Raw genomic sequence first — 15,606 nt, 5'->3', positions numbered from 1 at the left:
TCTTTGTAATGTTAGCATTGGAACAATCACTCATCGGCTGATTTTCTATCAGACCTTTGCTTGAGCAAGCCAGCTGCATCCATATCTTGGATGAGTTGCTTGATTTCCGCTTCTTTACCAGGCTTAATGGTAACGGTATCAATATGGTTGATTGCAGAGTTATCCTGAATATCCACTAAAGTCAAGGCTTTTTCATAGAATGCAATTCCCTTTTTTAGACTTTCCTGATCCTTCCAATATAGAACTGAGTAATCAGGATTTGGTTTCTTTCCGATTTCTTGTAAATAATTCCTACTTTCCTTCTTTAAAAATTGCAATAAACCATGATTGAACAAGTTATCCCCTACTTTATAGTAGGAGATATCTCCAGTCTGTAGGACATAGACTTCGAGTTGGTTTTTGGTGAGATTTGGACTTTCTTTTAAGACGGGATGGCTATTGATGACCTCATCTGAGAAAGTAACATAAAAATTTAAGCCCCCACCCTCGTATTTATATCTTCCATTTGATTTTACTTTCTTAGGAGGCATGTCAAGGGAGGTAAAGATTTGTTTGAGGGCGTTATTTCCCTTGTGAATGTCAATCGGTGAGGCTCTGAAGGCAAAAAACAGTACTAGAAATGCTAGGACCGCAAGAAGGCTAAGGCAACCACAAGGGATTAGGATGATCTGTGCCAGAATTTTAAAAAACTGTTTCATTTTCATTCCTCTTTTTTGTTTGACCCTGACAACCTAAAATAGATTTAAGGAAAGTTCATGGCTCTTTTTACTTATCTTCGATTTCCTGTGTTTCTTTTATCACAGCTAGTCTAGTCTGGATATCTTTTTCCAAGACCTTAAACTTGTAAGTCAGGTCTTCTTGGTATTCCTTGATGAGTTCTTTTTGCTGGTCAATGATTTGTAGGCTGTTTTGGATAATATCTACATCATCCTTGATAGCTTGAACGCGGTCAGTGGTATTCAAGACTTCATCTGTGATGGTTTGGCGATTTTTTGTGACCAGATAACTTCCGGCTGCAGCTCCTGCAAATAGCAGTAGATTGGATAATTTCATGGCAACTCCTTAGGCGTTTTTGATGGTTTCAGCGACTTGAGCAAGTTTGTCAAAGTCTGGTTCGTGGGCGATAAAATCAATCTTGAGGTCATCGTCCGCACTGTAGCGAGGTACGAGGTGAACGTGGGTATGAAAGACGGTTTGCCCTGCGATTTCTTCACAGTTAGCAATGATATTCATACCAGCAGCCTTGGTAGCTTTCATGACTTTTTGAGCTACTTTTGGTACTTGGGCAAAGAGTTGGCTAGCGCTAGTAGCGTCCATCTCCAAAAGATTGCGATAGTGTTCCTTTGGCACGACTAAGGTGTGTCCTGGTGTCACTTGAGAGATATCAAGAAAGGCAAGAACCTGCTCATCTTCATATACTTTTGAAGCAGGAATTTCCCCTGCAATGATTTTACAAAAAATGCAATCTGACATAAAATCTACCTCTACTGTATTGAATTTTGATATAATATAGCTACATTATACCAGATTTGGAGAAAATATGTTAGAAATTAAAAACCTGACAGGTGGCTATGTTCATGTCCCTGTCTTGAAAGATGTGTCCTTTACTGTTGAAAGTGGGCAGTTAGTTGGTTTGATTGGTCTCAATGGCGCTGGGAAATCAACGACAATTAATGAAATTATCGGTCTGTTGACACCTTATAGCGGTTCTATCAATATCAATGGTCTGACCCTGCAAGAAGATGCAACGAGCTACCGCAAGCAGATTGGCTACATTCCTGAGACGCCTAGCCTGTATGAGGAATTGACCCTTAGAGAGCATATCGAAACGGTTGCCATGGCTTATGGTATTGAGCAGAAAGTGGCTTTTGAGAGAGTGGAGCCTTTGTTAAAAATGTTCCGTCTGGATCAGAAATTAGATTGGTTCCCTGTTCATTTTTCAAAAGGGATGAAGCAGAAAGTCATGATTATTTGTGCTTTTGTGGTGGATCCGAGTCTTTTCATCGTGGATGAGCCCTTCCTTGGTCTTGATCCGCTGGCTATTGCTGACTTGATTCAGCTTTTGGAAGTGGAAAAGCAAAAGGGTAAGTCTATTCTCATGAGTACTCACGTGCTGGATTCGGCGGAGAAGATGTGTGATGCCTTTGTCATTCTTCACAAGGGTGAGGTGCGTGCCAAGGGAAATCTCCTGCAACTGCGCGAAGCCTTTGATATGCCTGAGGCTAGTTTGAATGATATTTACTTGGCTCTGACCAAAGAGGAGGAGCTATGAAAGACTTGTTTTTAAGGAGAAAGCAGGCTTTTCGTAAGGAGTGTGTCGGTTATCTGCGCTATGTTCTCAATGACCACTTTGTCTTGTTCCTGCTTGTTCTGCTGGGCTTTCTAGCCTACCAGTACAGTCAACTCTTACAAGATTTTCCTGAAAATCATTGGCCTATCCTTTTATTTGTAGGAATTACCTCTGTTTTACTTTTGCTTTGGGGAGGAATTGCCACCTATATGGAGGCTCCAGACAAGCTCTTTCTCTTAGTTGGAGAAGAGGAAATCAAATTCCATCTCAAGCGTCAAACTGGCATTTCTCTAGCCTTTTGGCTCTTTGTCCAGACCCTTTTCTTGCTGTTATTTGCGCCTTTATTTTTGGCAATGGGTTATGGCTTGCCAGTTTTTCTGGTCTATGTGCTTTTATTGGGGGTAGGAAAATATTTCCTCTTTCGTCAAAAGGCCAGCAAATTTTTTACGGAAACTGGACTGGACTGGGACTATGTCATTTCCCAAGAAAGCAAGCGTAAGCAAGTCTTGCTTCGTTTCTTTGCTCTCTTTACGCAGGTCAAGGGAATTTCAAACAGCGTCAAGCGTCGTGCCTATCTGGACTTTATCCTAAAGGCTGTTCAGAAGGTGCCTGGAAAGATTTGGCAAAATCTCTATCTGCGTTCTTATCTACGAAATGGAGATCTCTTTGCCCTCAGTCTCCGTCTGCTCTTACTTTCCTTGCTGGCGCAGGTCTTTATCGAGCAAGCTTGGATTGCGACAGCAGTGGTGGTTCTCTTTAACTACCTCTTGCTCTTCCAGTTGCTGGCCCTCTATCATGCCTTTGACTACCAGTATCTGACCCAACTCTTTCCACTGGACAAGGGGCAAAAGGAAAAAGGCTTGCAGGCTGTAGTCCGAGGATTGACCAGTTTTGTTTTACTTGTGGAATTAGTTGTCGGCCTAGTGACCTTCCAAGAAAAACTAGCCCTTCTAGCCTTGCTGGGTGCAGGTTTGGTTTTACTAGTCTTGTACTTACCTTATCAGGTAAAACGTCAGATGCAGGACTAACATTGCTTATATGAAACAAAAAAGAAGTTGAGTTCAGTTTGTCTCAACTTCTTTTATTTTCTACAAGATAATGGTTGGCCCGTAGAGGTTCAACTTGGTCTTGACTTGGTCAAAGTGGAAGCGGTCATAGGCCCGCCAAGCGGCGCGAGTAGGAGCATCTGGATCAAGAGCGCTGAGTCCCATGAGAAGACTGGAAGTCTGGTAAAATTTTTCCAGTTCAATCAAGACTCGATTATCCACTGTCTCAGCCTTGGCTAAAAAACCAAGAATAGAGTTTAATTGCTCCTGAAAGCGGACATCGTCAGCTGTTGCCTGTTTGCATGCTTGGTAGGCTTGGTTTAAGTCAGTAATCAAAGTCTGAGCTCTTTTGATAGGGTCTGTATCTGTCATGAGAATTCCTCCTTTAATCTGGGTGCCAGTCTTGTTTCTAGCAACTGTGTTTTGATACTGTCAGTCTACCACTTTTATCTCCTTTTTCACCATCAAATCTTTAATTGTCCTTGAAATTTCCTGAATGGTACTGTTAAGATTTTATGATAAAATAGTTGTAAGATTATCATGCTTATTTGAGGAACAAGATACCCTTCAGGAGCGTTAAAGGCCTGTTTAGGATTTGGTGGACTTGTATCATAGTATTTTTGCTATTCTCTTTTTAGGAAGAAATCGAAACAAGGAGAGTAAGAAGATGAGAATATTTGTTTTAGAAGATGATTTTTCCCAACAGACTAGGATTGAAACGACGATTGAGAAACTTTTGAAGGAACATCATATCACTCCCAGCTCTTTTGCGGTCTTTGGTAAGCCAGATCAACTGCTGGCAGAGGTGCATGAGAAGGGGGTCCATCAGCTATTCTTTTTGGACATTGAGATTCGAAATGAGGAGATGAAGGGGCTGGAAGTGGCTAGAAAGATTCGGGATCGGGATCCTTATGCTCTCATCGTCTTTGTGACGACTCACTCAGAGTTTATGCCCCTGTCTTTTCGTTACCAAGTGTCTGCTCTGGACTACATTGATAAGGCCTTGTCAGCAGAGGAGTTTGAATCTCGGATCGAGACAGCCCTCCTTTATGCCAATAGTCAAGATAGTAAAAGTCTGGCGGAAGATTGTTTTTACTTTAAATCAAAATTTGCCCAATTCCAGTATCCTTTTAAAGAGGTTTATTACCTTGAAACGTCGCCCAGAGCCCATCGTGTTATTCTCTATACCAAGACAGACAGGCTGGAATTTACAGCGAGTTTAGAGGAGGTTTTCAAGCAGGAGCCTCGTCTCTTGCAGTGCCACCGCTCTTTTCTCATCAATCCTGCCAATGTAGTTCGTTTGGATAAGAAAGAAAAACTTCTTTTCTTTCCCAATGGGGGAAGCTGTCTAATCGCGCGTTATAAGGTCAGGGAAGTATCTGAAGCTATCAATAACTTGCATTGAGCTAGGAGAGTTTATGAATATTGCTTGGTTATTATTGTATACGCTTATTACTAATGGGCTAAAAATTGTTATTTTCTTTAAGGTAGATGGAATTGGTCTCAATTTTGAGAGAATTTTTAAGGCCTTTCTTTTTAAGCTACTTTTGGCAGTTGTTTTTGTAATGATTAGCTATATAGTAGGAAATGATTATCTATCTTATTTTATGGAACCCTTGTACGGTATAGGTTTGTCTTTCTTACTGTTAAGAGGGCTTCCTAAAAAACTCCTCTTCTTTTATGGTCTCTTTCCAATGATATTGGTGAATCTCTTTTATAGAGGGGTCTCCTATTTTGTGCTTCCATTTTGGGGACAAGAAATTGTAGATAAAGGTAGCAATCCTATCTTTTTATTGATGACGATATTCGTTTGCTTCATAGTTTTAGTCTTTTTGAAATGGTTGGACTATGATTTCACTAACTTGAGAAAGGAGATTCTCGATAAAGGTTTTCAAAAGTCCCTGACCACGATTAACTGGATAATGGGGGCTTATTATCTAGTGATGCAAAGTCTGTCTTTCTTTGAATATGAACAAGGTATTCAATCAACGACTGTTCGCCATCTGATTCTAGTGTTTTACTTGCTCTTTTTTATGGGGATTATCAAGAAACTGGATACCTATTTGAAGGACAAACTCCATGAGAGATTGGACCAAGAGCAGGCCTTGCGCTACAGAGATATGGAGCGATATAGTCGGCATATAGAGGAACTTTACAAGGAAGTCCGGAGCTTTCGCCATGACTACACTAACCTCTTAACCAGCTTACGTCTGGGCATTGAAGAGGAGGATATGGAGCAGATAAAAGAGGTCTATGACTCGGTCTTAAAGGATTCTAGTGAAAAATTGCAGGACAATAAATATGACCTGGGCAGATTGGTGAATGTTCGAGACCGTGCCCTCAAAAGTCTTCTAGCAGGGAAATTTCTAAAAGCCAGAGATAAGAAGATTGTCTTTAATGTCGAAGTTCCTGAGGAGATTCAGGTAGAGGGGATGAGCTTGCTTGATTTTCTAACCATTGTGTCTATCCTTTGTGACAATGCTATTGAAGCTAGTGTAGAAGCCTGTCAACCTCATGTTTCAATCGCCTTTTTAAAAAATGGGGCACAGGAGACCTTTATCATCGAAAATTCCATCAAAGAAGAGGGCATCGATATTTCTGAAATCTTCTCCTTTGGAGCAAGTTCTAAAGGGGAGGAGAGAGGAGTTGGTCTCTATACCGTCATGAAAATTGTGGAAAGCCATCCTAATACCAGTCTAAATACCACCTGTCAAAATCAAGTCTTTCGTCAGGTTTTAACGATTCACTCGATGTCGGTTGATGATTAGAAGACTTGTGGAAAGAAGTACTGCCTGCAGTCATCGATTAAAATACTATAGTATATGAGGTGTTCTATATGAATAAGAAATCCTTTTTTATCATCTGTTCTACGTTGATTATAGCATCGAATCTTCTCATGATTTCCGTGGTGAACAAGGGAGAAGAAACAGGGAGCAATCTGTTTGTGATTGCTATAGCCTGTGTTATGTTACCATCCTTTTTATATGCGGTTGAGAACCGAATGGCTTCTTTAATTCGGACAGGGGCAGTAGCTTTACTCTTATTGACAGTATTGTCTTTAGTCCGTCTTGTCAACAGAATAGAGAGGACGCCTGAAATCCTCAACATTATCATTACCCTCCTGGTTTTGGCAGGTGGGACAGCCTGTATCCTGGTTGCGATTATGAGAATATATGAGAACAGACGGAAGTAAGGCTGAATAGCTTTCTATTTTGTATTTTCACATTGTTAAGTTTCCATAGGGCAAGTATGTTTTTCATGCTTGCTTTTTAAATTTTTTACAATTCAAGATGTTTTGATGACCATTTGTGATTTGGATGGAAAATTTTAAAAAATAGTAGTATACTAACCGTATTAAGGTTGTAATAAGACGGAAGTAAAAAGAGGTATTCCTCGTGAATGCAAAAACAATGTTACAATTGGCTATTGTGGTTGCTTAAAGGCTTGAGCTTGTATGTAGAGGAGCTGTACTTGGAGGTAGTTATGGATTTCAAAAGTTTTCTTATTGTTTTTGTTGTTGGTATGTTTGTTTCTTTTATTACTTCTTTAATTAGGGAAAAATTTTTAAAATCTCCAAAGAAGAATAAAGATAGATCTAATTAGATAAAAAGATTTTTTATCGCTAGTTTAATCTACAGGGGAGTTTCTTTAATATTGTTTCGCCTGTCAAAATGATATGTGATAGTAGGATAAAAAATCTGCAATTAAGTTGGTATCAATACGGTGTAAAGAGCAAGTATGTTTTTCATGCTTGCTTTTTTAATTTTTTACAATTCAAGATGTTTTGATGACCATTTATGATTTGAGTGATCCAAGGATAAAATGAGTGCTATACTAGCAGTGTAAAGGTTCTAGCTCAACTAAGATAAAGCACACGTTTAGGAGGAAATCTTATGACGAAAAAAATACTTGTCATTTTTATCTTGTATCTAATCATGTCCATCTTTCTATATCCGCTTAGGGAAAGTAATTGGTATCAGCTATTTTATACCATAGCCTATATGATCGCGGTTGTGATCTATTTTGCTTTAACTAAAAAGAAAGGAGAAAAGAAATGAAAACTTTTCTTGCTAAAAAACGGAACATCTTCCTTGCGAGATTGTTCTTAGGTCAGTTGCCCTTACTTGTCTCTACTTATCTATTTCTATCACGTCAGTTTTTAAATTTTTCCTTGGTTTTCCAATTTCTTTTAGTGGTGATTAACTTGGCATCTATTTTGGTTACTGTTTACCTCACTAGGGAAATGAGGATAAGAGAATTTGAAGATGATGATTTGGTTAGTCCTAGAACCAATCAACTTATGTATATCGGCTTGACAGGTTTTATGTCTATTATTTGTTTGTATAGAGGTATCACAGCGGGAGAATCCTATCAACAATTAATTGCCTATATTGGCGCTATTCTCTGCTTTATCATCATGCTTCTGCTCATTTGGGGCTTGAAGTATTATAAAAAGTAGGGAAGAACTTGCGGCTAGTCTATAGTCTGATAAGAGGAGGTCATCATGTATAAACACTTATTTTTCCTAGATTCCAAAACTTTAGACCGGTTGACGCCCTATATTCTGGTCTTGGCTTCTGACACCATTGCCTTTAATGTTTTTGTGCTAACCTTTGTATCTGCGGTGGTCTTTAATTCCCTAAATTCCATGCTAGCTTTAATGGCTATATTCTTAGGGGCTGGCTATGTGGTCGGATTTTGGTTACTCAAATGGTTTGTTTTGGAAAGGTTAGAGCTTAAGGATGACGTGTAGGGAAGTCTGTTTGTTGAGGAGGATAGTTTTATGGCCATTTTCAATAAATGTCATGCCTTGTTTTTGGGATTTTTAGTCTTTGCAATCGTTGGTGCAGCGGGATATTCCGTCAATCAAGGAGATTATTTTCAACACCAGTACACATTCATTGCTGTAAAGAGTCTCTTGCTTTTCCTTAGTTTTGGCTATGCGAAATGGTTTGACATGATTTCTTTTGGGGTTTTAAGCAAGAAACAACTCTTGCTGTTCATTGGAATCTTTCTTCTCACTGTGCTGGTAAGTATTAGCTATCATGCCTTTTTCTCAGTTGTTTCTGGTGCTTCGGCTCAACATCTTGAGGAAGCTAGTAAGGGACTTTCGATTTCCTTTATTGTAAGTGCCACAGTTTTGGCACCTATCCAGGAGGAACTCCTATTTAGAGGACTTCTTCAAGGTGCGGTTTTTGACAATTCTTGGTTAGGGCTTGTACTGACTTCCTCTCTCTTTTCTTTTATGCATGAACCTTATGATATCCCTTCGTTTTTCTATTATCTAATCGGGGGCTTGTTGCTGGGCTTTGCTTATAAAAAGAGCCAAAATTTGTGGGTTTCTACTCTAGTCCATATGTTTTACAACAGTTTGCCACTCTTATATTATTTATAAAAATCATGAAAAGGTAAGTAGGAGATGGTGCTTACCTTTTTCAAGTTATAATGATAGCCTGAGCCGATTGAGATGCTTTTCTTTGAGAATCGGGTGTGGACCGGTTGACGAATAGGCCAAAAACTAGTAGAATAGTAAGGAAAATTTATACGGAGGAAAGAAATGGATTTGGGTGATAATGAGCTAACACTGACTCCCATACCTGGGAAAAGTGGCAAGGCTTATATGGGTAGCTATCCTGATGGAAAGCGCATCTTTGTAAAAATGAACACCTCTCCAATCCTACCTGGTCTAGCTAGAGAACAAATTGCTCCACAATTATTATGGAGTCGCCGTTTGGCAGATGGACGTGATATGTGTGCTCAAGAATGGTTGACAGGCAAGATATTGACCCCCTATGATATGAATCGTAAACAAATTGTCAATATCTTAACCCGTCTTCATCGCTCACGTCCGTTGATGACACAGTTGAGTCGTTTGGGCTATGCCATGGAAACACCTGTAGATTTACTACAGTCTTGGCAAGAAACGGCTCCAGATGCTTTGCGTAAAAATCATTTTATCAGTGAAGTGATGGCTGATTTACGTCAGACTATTCCAGGATTTAGAGAGGACTATGCGACCATTGTCCATGGAGATGTACGACATAGTAATTGGATTGAGACAGACAGTGGCTTGATTTATTTGGTAGATTGGGATTCGGTTCGCTTGACCGATCGCATGTTTGATGTGGCCCATATGCTCTGCCATTATATTCCAGAACATCAGTGGAAGGAATGGTTGACCTACTACGGTTACAAGTACAATCAAACGGTATTAAATAAATTATATTGGTACGGTCAATTGTCTTATTTGAGCCAGATTTCCAAGTATTATATGAACCAAGATTTAGAAAATGTCAATCGGGAGATTCATGGCTTGCGTCACTTCCGAGACAAGTATGGAAAGAGAAGATGAGAGTTAGAAATCGTAAAGGGGCGACAGAATTACTAGAGGCAAATCCCCAGTATGTGGTCCTCAATCCCTTAGAAGCCAAGGGAAAATGGCGGGACTTGTTTGGCAATGATAATCCCATTCATGTGGAAGTTGGAAGTGGAAAGGGTGCCTTTGTTTCAGGTATGGCCAAGCAAAACCCTGATATCAACTATATCGGGATTGATATTCAAAAGTCTGTTTTGAGCTACGCTTTGGACAAGGTGCTTGAAGTTGGAGTGCCTAACATCAAGCTCTTGTGGGTAGATGGTTCTGACTTGACTGACTACTTTGAAGACGGTGAGATTGATCGCTTGTATCTGAATTTTTCAGATCCATGGCCTAAAAAACGCCATGAAAAGCGTCGTTTGACCTACAAGACCTTCTTGGATACCTTCAAACGTATCTTGCCTGAAAATGGAGAAATTCATTTCAAGACGGATAACCGTGGCTTGTTTGAGTACAGCCTAGTGAGCTTTTCTCAGTATGGCATGAAGCTCAATGGTGTCTGGCTTGATTTACATGCCAGTGATTTTGAAGGCAATGTCATGACAGAATACGAGCAAAAATTCTCCAATAAGGGGCAAGTTATCTACCGAGTTGAGGCAGAATTTTAAGAAATAGCCTGAAATCAGGCTGTATAAGTGCTTTTGCTTTACATAAGTTGGCAAACGTGCTATACTAAGAGTAAGAATATGAGAAAGTGAGGCGGGGAAATATCTTCGCCTCTTGCTTATGAGGAGGTGGACGCAATCGCAACAATCGTAGAATTAGTCAGAGAAGTTGTAGAACCTGTCATCCAAGCGCCTTTCGAACTCGTGGATATCGAGTATGGAAAGATTGGCAGTGACATGATTCTCAGTATTTTTGTAGATAAACCTGAAGGAATTACCTTGAACGACACGGCAGACTTGACAGAAATTATCAGTCCTGTCCTAGACACCATCAAGCCAGATCCCTTCCCAGAACAATATTTCCTAGAAATCACCAGTCCAGGCTTGGAACGTCCTTTGAAAACCAAGGATGCCGTCGCTGGAGCTGTTGGGAAATACATCCATGTCGGGCTCTACCAAGCCATCGATAAGCAAAAGGTCTTTGAAGGAACCTTGTTGGCCTTCGAAGAGGACGAGTTGACCATGGAATATATGGACAAGACGCGTAAGAAAACTGTCCAAATTCCATACAGTTTAGTATCAAAAGCACGTTTAGCAGTTAAATTATAGAAAAAGAAAGGATAGCTTTTGAGGATTCAAAAGTGAAGAAAACATGAGTAAAGAAATGCTAGAGGCCTTCCGCATTTTGGAAGAAGACAAGGGAATCAAAAAAGAAGATATCATCGACGCAGTAGTAGAGTCGCTTCGTTCCGCTTATCGCAGACGCTATGGTCAATCAGACAGCGTAGCTATTGACTTCAACGAAAAAACAGGTGACTTTACCGTTTATACTGTCCGTGAAGTGGTTGATGAAGTATTTGATAGCCGTTTGGAAATCAGCTTGAAAGATGCTCTTGCCATTAATTCAGCCTATGAACTTGGTGACAAAATCAAGTTTGAAGAAGCACCTGCTGAGTTTGGTCGTGTAGCAGCTCAATCTGCCAAACAAACCATCATGGAAAAAATGCGCAAGCAAACACGTGCCATCACTTACAATACTTACAAAGAACATGAGCAAGAAATCATGTCTGGTACAGTAGAACGCTTTGACAACCGCTTTATCTATGTCAACCTCGGTAGCATCGAAGCCCAATTGTCAAAACAAGACCAAATTCCTGGAGAAGTTTTTGCTTCTCATGATCGTATTGAAGTTTATGTCTACAAGGTTGAAGACAACCCTCGCGGTGTCAACGTCTTTGTTAGCCGTAGCCATCCAGAAATGATCAAACGTTTGATGGAGCAAGAAATTCCTGAAGTTTATGATGGAACTGTTGAAATCATGAGCGTGGCTCGTGAAGCTGGTGACCGTACTAAGGTTGCCGTTCGTAGCCATAATCCAAACGTGGACGCTATCGGAACAATCGTTGGACGTGGTGGAGCTAACATCAAGAAAATCACTAGCAAATTCCACCCAGCTCGCTACGATGCCAAGAGCGACCGTATGGTGCCAATCGAAGAAAATATCGACGTTATCGAGTGGGTAGCAGATCCAGCTGAATTTATCTACAATGCCATCGCTCCTGCTGAAGTTGACCAAGTTATCTTTGATGAAAACGACAGCAAACGTGCCTTGGTGGTTGTTCCAGATAACAAGCTTTCTCTTGCTATCGGTCGTCGTGGGCAAAACGTTCGCTTGGCAGCTCACTTGACTGGTTACCGTATCGATATCAAGTCTGCTAGCGAATTTGAAGCCATGGAAGAAGCTGGTTCGGTAGATTTGGAAGCAGAAAACGATACTGTAGAAGAATAAAAGCTGCTAGAGGAGGGAAAGATGAAAACGAGAAAAATCCCTTTGCGCAAGTCTGTTGTGTCCAATGAAGTGATTGATAAGCGTGATTTGCTCCGCATTGTTAAAAACAAGGAAGGACAAGTCTTTATCGATCCGACAGGCAAGGCCAATGGCCGCGGCGCTTATATCAAGCTAGACAATGCAGAAGCCTTAGAGGCGAAAAAGAAGAAGGTCTTTAACCGCAGCTTTAGCATGGAAGTGGAAGAAAGCTTTTATGACGAGTTGATCGCTTATGTGGATCACAAAGTGAAAAGAAGAGAGTTAGGACTTGAATAAGCAAAAGATAAGCAATCTCTTGGGACTTGCTCAGCGAGCAGGCCGAATCATATCGGGTGAAGAATTGGTGGTCAAGGCCATTCAAGACGGCAAGGTCAAGTTGGTCTTTCTCGCCCATGATGCTGGACCCAATCTGACCAAGAAGATTCAAGATAAAAGTCATTATTATCAAGTAGAAATTGTAACCGTGTTTTCAACACTGGAATTAAGCATAGCAGTCGGAAAATCGAGAAAGGTTTTGGCTGTGACAGATGCTGGATTTACAAAGAAAATGAGGTCTCTTATGGAATAGAAGAGGAGGACATGATTTGTCTAAGAAAAGATTGTACGAAATCGCAAAAGAACTTGGAAAAGAAAGTAAAGAAGTTGTAGCGCGTGCAAAAGAGTTGGGCTTGGATGTGAAAAGCCACTCATCAAGTGTGGAAGAAGCTGTCGCTGCAAAAATCGCTGCCAGCTTTAAGCCTGCAGCTGCTCCGAAAGCAGAAGCAAAACCTGCAGCACCAAAAGCAAGTGCAGAAAAGAAAGCTGAGAAATCTGAACCAGCTAAACCAGCTGTAGCTAAGGAAGAGGCAAAACCGGCTGAGCCAGTTGCTCCGAAGGCAGAAAAAGTAGCAGCTAAACCGCAAAGCCGTAATTTTAAGGCTGAGCGTGAAGCCCGTGCCAAAGAGCAGGCAGAACGACGCAAGCAAAATAAGGGCAATAACCGTGACCAACAACAAAACGGAAACCGTCAGAAAAACGACGGCCGTAATGGTGGAAAACAAGGTCAAGGCAAGCGCGATAATCGTCGTTTTAACGACCAAGCTAAGAAACAGCAAGGTCAGCAAAATCGTGGAAATGAGCGTCGTCAACAAGAGGACAAACGTCCACATCAAGCGGCTCCACGTGTTGACTTTAAAGCCCGTGCAGCAGCCCTAAAAGCAGAGCAAAATGCAGAGTACGCACGTTCAAGTGAGGAACGTTTCAAGCAGACTCAGGCTGCCAAAGAAGCCTTGGCCCAAGCTAACAAACGCAAGGAGCCAGAGGAAATCTTTGAAGAAGTGGCTAAGTTAGCTGAACAAGCGCAACAAGTTCAAGCAGTGGTTGAACCAGCTCCTGTAGCTAAAGAAGCGCCAGTGGATACACGTCGTAAAAAACAAGCTCGACCAGACAAAGAACGTGATGATTATGATCACGAAGAAGATGGTCCTAGAAAACAACAAAAGAATCGAAGTAGTCAAAATCAAGTGAGAAATCAAAAGAATAGTAACTGGAATAACAACAAAAAGAACAAAAAAGGCAATAACAAGAACAACCGTAATCAGGCTCCAAAACCTGTTACAGAACGTAAATTCCATGAATTGCCAACAGAATTTGAATATACAGATGGTATGACCGTTGCGGAAATCGCAAAACGTATCAAACGTGAACCAGCTGAAATCGTTAAGAAACTTTTCATGATGGGTGTCATGGCCACACAAAACCAATCCTTGGATGGGGAAACAATTGAACTCCTCATGGTGGATTATGGTATCGAAGCCAAACAAAAGGTTGAAGTGGACAATGCCGACATCGAACGTTTCTTTGTCGAAGATGGTTATCTCAATGAAGATGAATTAGTTGAGCGTCCACCAGTTGTAACTATCATGGGACACGTTGACCACGGTAAAACAACCCTCCTAGATACCCTTCGTAACTCTCGTGTTGCGACAGGTGAAGCAGGTGGTATCACTCAGCATATCGGTGCCTACCAAATCGTGGAAAATGGTAAGAAGATTACCTTCCTTGATACACCAGGACACGCGGCCTTTACATCTATGCGTGCGCGCGGTGCATCTGTTACAGATATTACTATCTTGGTCGTAGCGGCAGATGACGGGGTTATGCCTCAGACAATTGAAGCCATCAACCACTCAAAAGCAGCGAACGTTCCAATTATTGTAGCCATCAACAAGATTGATAAACCAGGTGCTAACCCAGAACGCGTTATCGGTGAATTGGCAGAGCATGGAGTTATGTCAACTGCTTGGGGTGGAGATTCTGAATTTGTTGAAATCTCAGCTAAATTCAACCAAAATATCGAAGAATTGTTGGAAACAGTCCTTCTTGTGGCTGAAATCCAAGAACTTAAGGCAGACCCAACAGTTCGTGCAATCGGTACAGTCATCGAAGCTCGCTTGGATAAAGGAAAAGGTGCGGTCGCAACCCTTCTTGTTCAACAAGGTACCTTGAATGTTCAAGACCCAATCGTTGTCGGAAACACCTTCGGTCGTGTCCGTGCTATGACCAACGACCTTGGTCGTCGTGTTAAGGTAGCAGGTCCATCAACACCAGTGTCAATCACAGGTTTGAACGAAGCGCCAATGGCGGGTGACCACTTTGCTGTCTACGAAGATGAAAAATCTGCGCGTGCAGCAGGTGAAGAACGTGCCAAACGTGCCCTTATGAAACAACGTCAAGCTACTCAACGTGTCAGCCTTGAGAACCTCTTTGATACGCTTAAAGCTGGTGAACTAAAATCAGTTAACGTTATCATCAAGGCCGATGTACAAGGTTCTGTTGAAGCCCTTTCTGCCTCACTTCAGAAGATTGATGTGGAAGGTGTTAAAGTTACCATCGTTCACTCTGCGGTCGGTGCTATCAACGAATCAGACGTGACTCTTGCCGAAGCTTCAAATGCCTTTATCGTTGGTTTCAACGTACGCCCTACACCACAAGCTCGTCAACAGGCAGAAGCTGACGATGTGGAAATCCGTCTCCACAGCATTATCTACAAGGTTATCGAAGAGATGGAAGAAGCTATGAAAGGGATGCTTGATCCAGAATTTGAAGAAAAAGTTATCGGTGAAGCAGTTATTCGTGAAACCTTCAAGGTGTCTAAAGTGGGAACTATCGGTGGATTCATGGTTATCAACGGTAAGGTTACCCGTGACTCTAAAGTCCGTGTTATCCGTGATGGTGTCGTTATCTATGACGGTGAACTCGCAAGCTTGAAACACTACAAAGACGACGTCAAAGAAGTGACAAACGGTCGTGAAGGTGGATTGATGATCGATGGCTACAATGATATCAAGATGGATGATGTGATTGAGGCCTACGTCATGGAAGAAATTAAACGATAAGATTTTTGCTCCTTTCTTAGGTGGTGAGGGACGCAAGCAAACCGATGGTTTCATTGCTTATTTTTGAGCCTAGGGTCTCAAAAA

General features: G+C 41.3%; 19 protein-coding genes. 15 read left to right on the top strand and 4 right to left on the bottom strand.

Going from position 1 to position 15,606, the window contains the following annotated elements; translation table 11 throughout:
• Positions 1-26: 26 nt before the first annotated feature.
• From D8849_RS06790 to D8849_RS06780, 3 genes are all read right to left on the bottom strand, one after another.
• Positions 27-704, bottom strand: coding sequence for a hypothetical protein (locus tag D8849_RS06790; RefSeq protein WP_080977203.1), 678 nt, complete (start codon positions 702-704; stop codon positions 27-29).
• A gap of 61 nt (positions 705-765) precedes the next feature.
• On the bottom strand, positions 766-1,053 hold the full coding sequence (locus D8849_RS06785; protein ID WP_000777754.1) for a hypothetical protein: 288 nt from the start codon (positions 1,051-1,053) through the stop codon (positions 766-768).
• A gap of 9 nt (positions 1,054-1,062) precedes the next feature.
• Complete coding sequence (locus tag D8849_RS06780; RefSeq protein WP_001278317.1) at positions 1,063-1,473, bottom strand: HIT family protein; 411 nt, start codon at positions 1,471-1,473, stop codon at positions 1,063-1,065.
• Positions 1,474-1,540: 67 nt separating this feature from the next.
• Between D8849_RS06780 and D8849_RS06775 the strand changes: the two genes are divergently transcribed.
• Both D8849_RS06775 and D8849_RS06770 read left to right on the top strand, forming a co-directional pair.
• Positions 1,541-2,272, top strand: coding sequence for an ABC transporter ATP-binding protein (locus D8849_RS06775; RefSeq protein WP_050251578.1), 732 nt, complete (start codon positions 1,541-1,543; stop codon positions 2,270-2,272).
• Positions 2,269-3,318, top strand: a complete 1,050-nt coding sequence (locus D8849_RS06770; RefSeq protein WP_125386593.1) for an ABC transporter permease — start codon at positions 2,269-2,271, stop codon at positions 3,316-3,318. The genes D8849_RS06775 and D8849_RS06770 overlap by 4 nt, the downstream gene beginning before the upstream one ends.
• Before the next feature lie 60 nt (positions 3,319-3,378).
• Here D8849_RS06770 and D8849_RS06765 read toward each other — a convergent pair whose 3' ends face one another.
• Positions 3,379-3,708 (bottom strand): helicase BlpT, encoded by a 330-nt coding sequence (locus D8849_RS06765; protein ID WP_125386592.1) that lies wholly within the window; start codon positions 3,706-3,708, stop codon positions 3,379-3,381.
• A 295-nt stretch (positions 3,709-4,003) separates the two neighbouring features.
• Here D8849_RS06765 and D8849_RS06760 point away from each other — a divergent pair, with 295 nt between their 5' ends.
• The 13 genes from D8849_RS06760 to infB all read left to right on the top strand — a co-directional run bounded on the left by D8849_RS06760 (position 4,004) and on the right by infB (position 15,522).
• Complete coding sequence (locus D8849_RS06760; RefSeq protein ID WP_125386591.1) at positions 4,004-4,741, top strand: response regulator transcription factor; 738 nt, start codon at positions 4,004-4,006, stop codon at positions 4,739-4,741.
• 13 nt (positions 4,742-4,754) lie between these two features.
• Positions 4,755-6,104, top strand: coding sequence for a sensor histidine kinase (locus D8849_RS06755; protein WP_125386590.1), 1,350 nt, complete (start codon positions 4,755-4,757; stop codon positions 6,102-6,104).
• Between the two features lie 233 nt (positions 6,105-6,337).
• A complete protein-coding gene (locus tag D8849_RS10650) occupies positions 6,338-6,529 on the top strand; it encodes a hypothetical protein (RefSeq protein WP_260467576.1) in 192 nt (63 codons plus the stop codon).
• An 861-nt stretch (positions 6,530-7,390) separates the two neighbouring features.
• Entirely contained in the window at positions 7,391-7,795 is a 405-nt protein-coding gene (locus D8849_RS06735) for an immunity protein (protein WP_125386587.1), read from the top strand.
• Between the two features lie 45 nt (positions 7,796-7,840).
• The gene (gene blpZ / locus D8849_RS06730) at positions 7,841-8,089 is read left to right on the top strand and encodes an immunity protein BlpZ (RefSeq protein ID WP_125386586.1); all 249 of its coding nucleotides are present in this window, start codon (positions 7,841-7,843) and stop codon (positions 8,087-8,089) included.
• A 30-nt stretch (positions 8,090-8,119) separates the two neighbouring features.
• Positions 8,120-8,731: a CPBP family intramembrane glutamic endopeptidase gene (locus D8849_RS06725; RefSeq protein WP_125386585.1), complete on the top strand. Its 612-nt coding sequence runs from the start codon at positions 8,120-8,122 to the stop codon at positions 8,729-8,731.
• Positions 8,732-8,893: 162 nt separating this feature from the next.
• Positions 8,894-9,688 carry a cell cycle regulator CcrZ gene (ccrZ, locus tag D8849_RS06715; RefSeq protein WP_000363005.1) on the top strand — a complete coding sequence of 265 codons (795 nt, stop codon included), beginning with the start codon at positions 8,894-8,896 and terminating at the stop codon, positions 9,686-9,688.
• Positions 9,685-10,320 (top strand): tRNA (guanosine(46)-N7)-methyltransferase TrmB, encoded by a 636-nt coding sequence (gene trmB / locus D8849_RS06710; RefSeq protein WP_001266094.1) that lies wholly within the window; start codon positions 9,685-9,687, stop codon positions 10,318-10,320. Before ccrZ ends, trmB begins: the two co-directional genes overlap by 4 nt.
• Positions 10,321-10,446: 126 nt before the next feature.
• The gene (rimP, locus tag D8849_RS06705) at positions 10,447-10,926 is read left to right on the top strand and encodes a ribosome maturation factor RimP (RefSeq protein ID WP_000338691.1); all 480 of its coding nucleotides are present in this window, start codon (positions 10,447-10,449) and stop codon (positions 10,924-10,926) included.
• 43 nt (positions 10,927-10,969) lie between these two features.
• Positions 10,970-12,106 carry a transcription termination factor NusA gene (gene nusA, locus D8849_RS06700; protein WP_000032285.1) on the top strand — a complete coding sequence of 379 codons (1,137 nt, stop codon included), beginning with the start codon at positions 10,970-10,972 and terminating at the stop codon, positions 12,104-12,106.
• 21 nt (positions 12,107-12,127) lie between these two features.
• Complete coding sequence (rnpM, locus tag D8849_RS06695) at positions 12,128-12,421, top strand: RNase P modulator RnpM (RefSeq protein ID WP_000857562.1); 294 nt, start codon at positions 12,128-12,130, stop codon at positions 12,419-12,421.
• A complete protein-coding gene (locus D8849_RS06690) occupies positions 12,414-12,713 on the top strand; it encodes a YlxQ-related RNA-binding protein (protein ID WP_061369062.1) in 300 nt (99 codons plus the stop codon). Before rnpM ends, D8849_RS06690 begins: the two co-directional genes overlap by 8 nt.
• Positions 12,714-12,729: 16 nt before the next feature.
• Entirely contained in the window at positions 12,730-15,522 is a 2,793-nt protein-coding gene (gene infB / locus D8849_RS06685; RefSeq protein WP_125386583.1) for a translation initiation factor IF-2, read from the top strand.
• Positions 15,523-15,606 lie beyond the last annotated feature (84 nt).

The organism is Streptococcus mitis, from assembly GCF_003942765.1.
Taxonomy (GTDB): Bacteria; Bacillota; Bacilli; order Lactobacillales; family Streptococcaceae; genus Streptococcus; species Streptococcus mitis_BE.
This window is presented reverse-complemented; position numbering and strand designations above follow the sequence as displayed.

What these genes read in the sequence shown, in the direction of transcription:
- D8849_RS06790 (WP_080977203.1), bottom strand. Translation starts at nt 704, where the DNA reads ATGAAAATGAAACAGTTTTTTAAAATTCTGGCACAGATCATCCTAATC.
- D8849_RS06785 (WP_000777754.1), bottom strand. Translation starts at nt 1,053, where the DNA reads ATGAAATTATCCAATCTACTGCTATTTGCAGGAGCTGCAGCCGGAAGT.
- D8849_RS06780 (WP_001278317.1), bottom strand. Translation starts at nt 1,473, where the DNA reads ATGTCAGATTGCATTTTTTGTAAAATCATTGCAGGGGAAATTCCTGCT.
- D8849_RS06775 (WP_050251578.1), top strand. Translation starts at nt 1,541, where the DNA reads ATGTTAGAAATTAAAAACCTGACAGGTGGCTATGTTCATGTCCCTGTC.
- D8849_RS06770 (WP_125386593.1), top strand. Translation starts at nt 2,269, where the DNA reads ATGAAAGACTTGTTTTTAAGGAGAAAGCAGGCTTTTCGTAAGGAGTGT.
- D8849_RS06765 (WP_125386592.1), bottom strand. Translation starts at nt 3,708, where the DNA reads ATGACAGATACAGACCCTATCAAAAGAGCTCAGACTTTGATTACTGAC.
- D8849_RS06760 (WP_125386591.1), top strand. Translation starts at nt 4,004, where the DNA reads ATGAGAATATTTGTTTTAGAAGATGATTTTTCCCAACAGACTAGGATT.
- D8849_RS06755 (WP_125386590.1), top strand. Translation starts at nt 4,755, where the DNA reads ATGAATATTGCTTGGTTATTATTGTATACGCTTATTACTAATGGGCTA.
- D8849_RS10650 (WP_260467576.1), top strand. Translation starts at nt 6,338, where the DNA reads ATGGCTTCTTTAATTCGGACAGGGGCAGTAGCTTTACTCTTATTGACA.
- D8849_RS06735 (WP_125386587.1), top strand. Translation starts at nt 7,391, where the DNA reads ATGAAAACTTTTCTTGCTAAAAAACGGAACATCTTCCTTGCGAGATTG.
- blpZ (WP_125386586.1), top strand. Translation starts at nt 7,841, where the DNA reads ATGTATAAACACTTATTTTTCCTAGATTCCAAAACTTTAGACCGGTTG.
- D8849_RS06725 (WP_125386585.1), top strand. Translation starts at nt 8,120, where the DNA reads ATGGCCATTTTCAATAAATGTCATGCCTTGTTTTTGGGATTTTTAGTC.
- ccrZ (WP_000363005.1), top strand. Translation starts at nt 8,894, where the DNA reads ATGGATTTGGGTGATAATGAGCTAACACTGACTCCCATACCTGGGAAA.
- trmB (WP_001266094.1), top strand. Translation starts at nt 9,685, where the DNA reads ATGAGAGTTAGAAATCGTAAAGGGGCGACAGAATTACTAGAGGCAAAT.
- nusA (WP_000032285.1), top strand. Translation starts at nt 10,970, where the DNA reads ATGAGTAAAGAAATGCTAGAGGCCTTCCGCATTTTGGAAGAAGACAAG.
- rnpM (WP_000857562.1), top strand. Translation starts at nt 12,128, where the DNA reads ATGAAAACGAGAAAAATCCCTTTGCGCAAGTCTGTTGTGTCCAATGAA.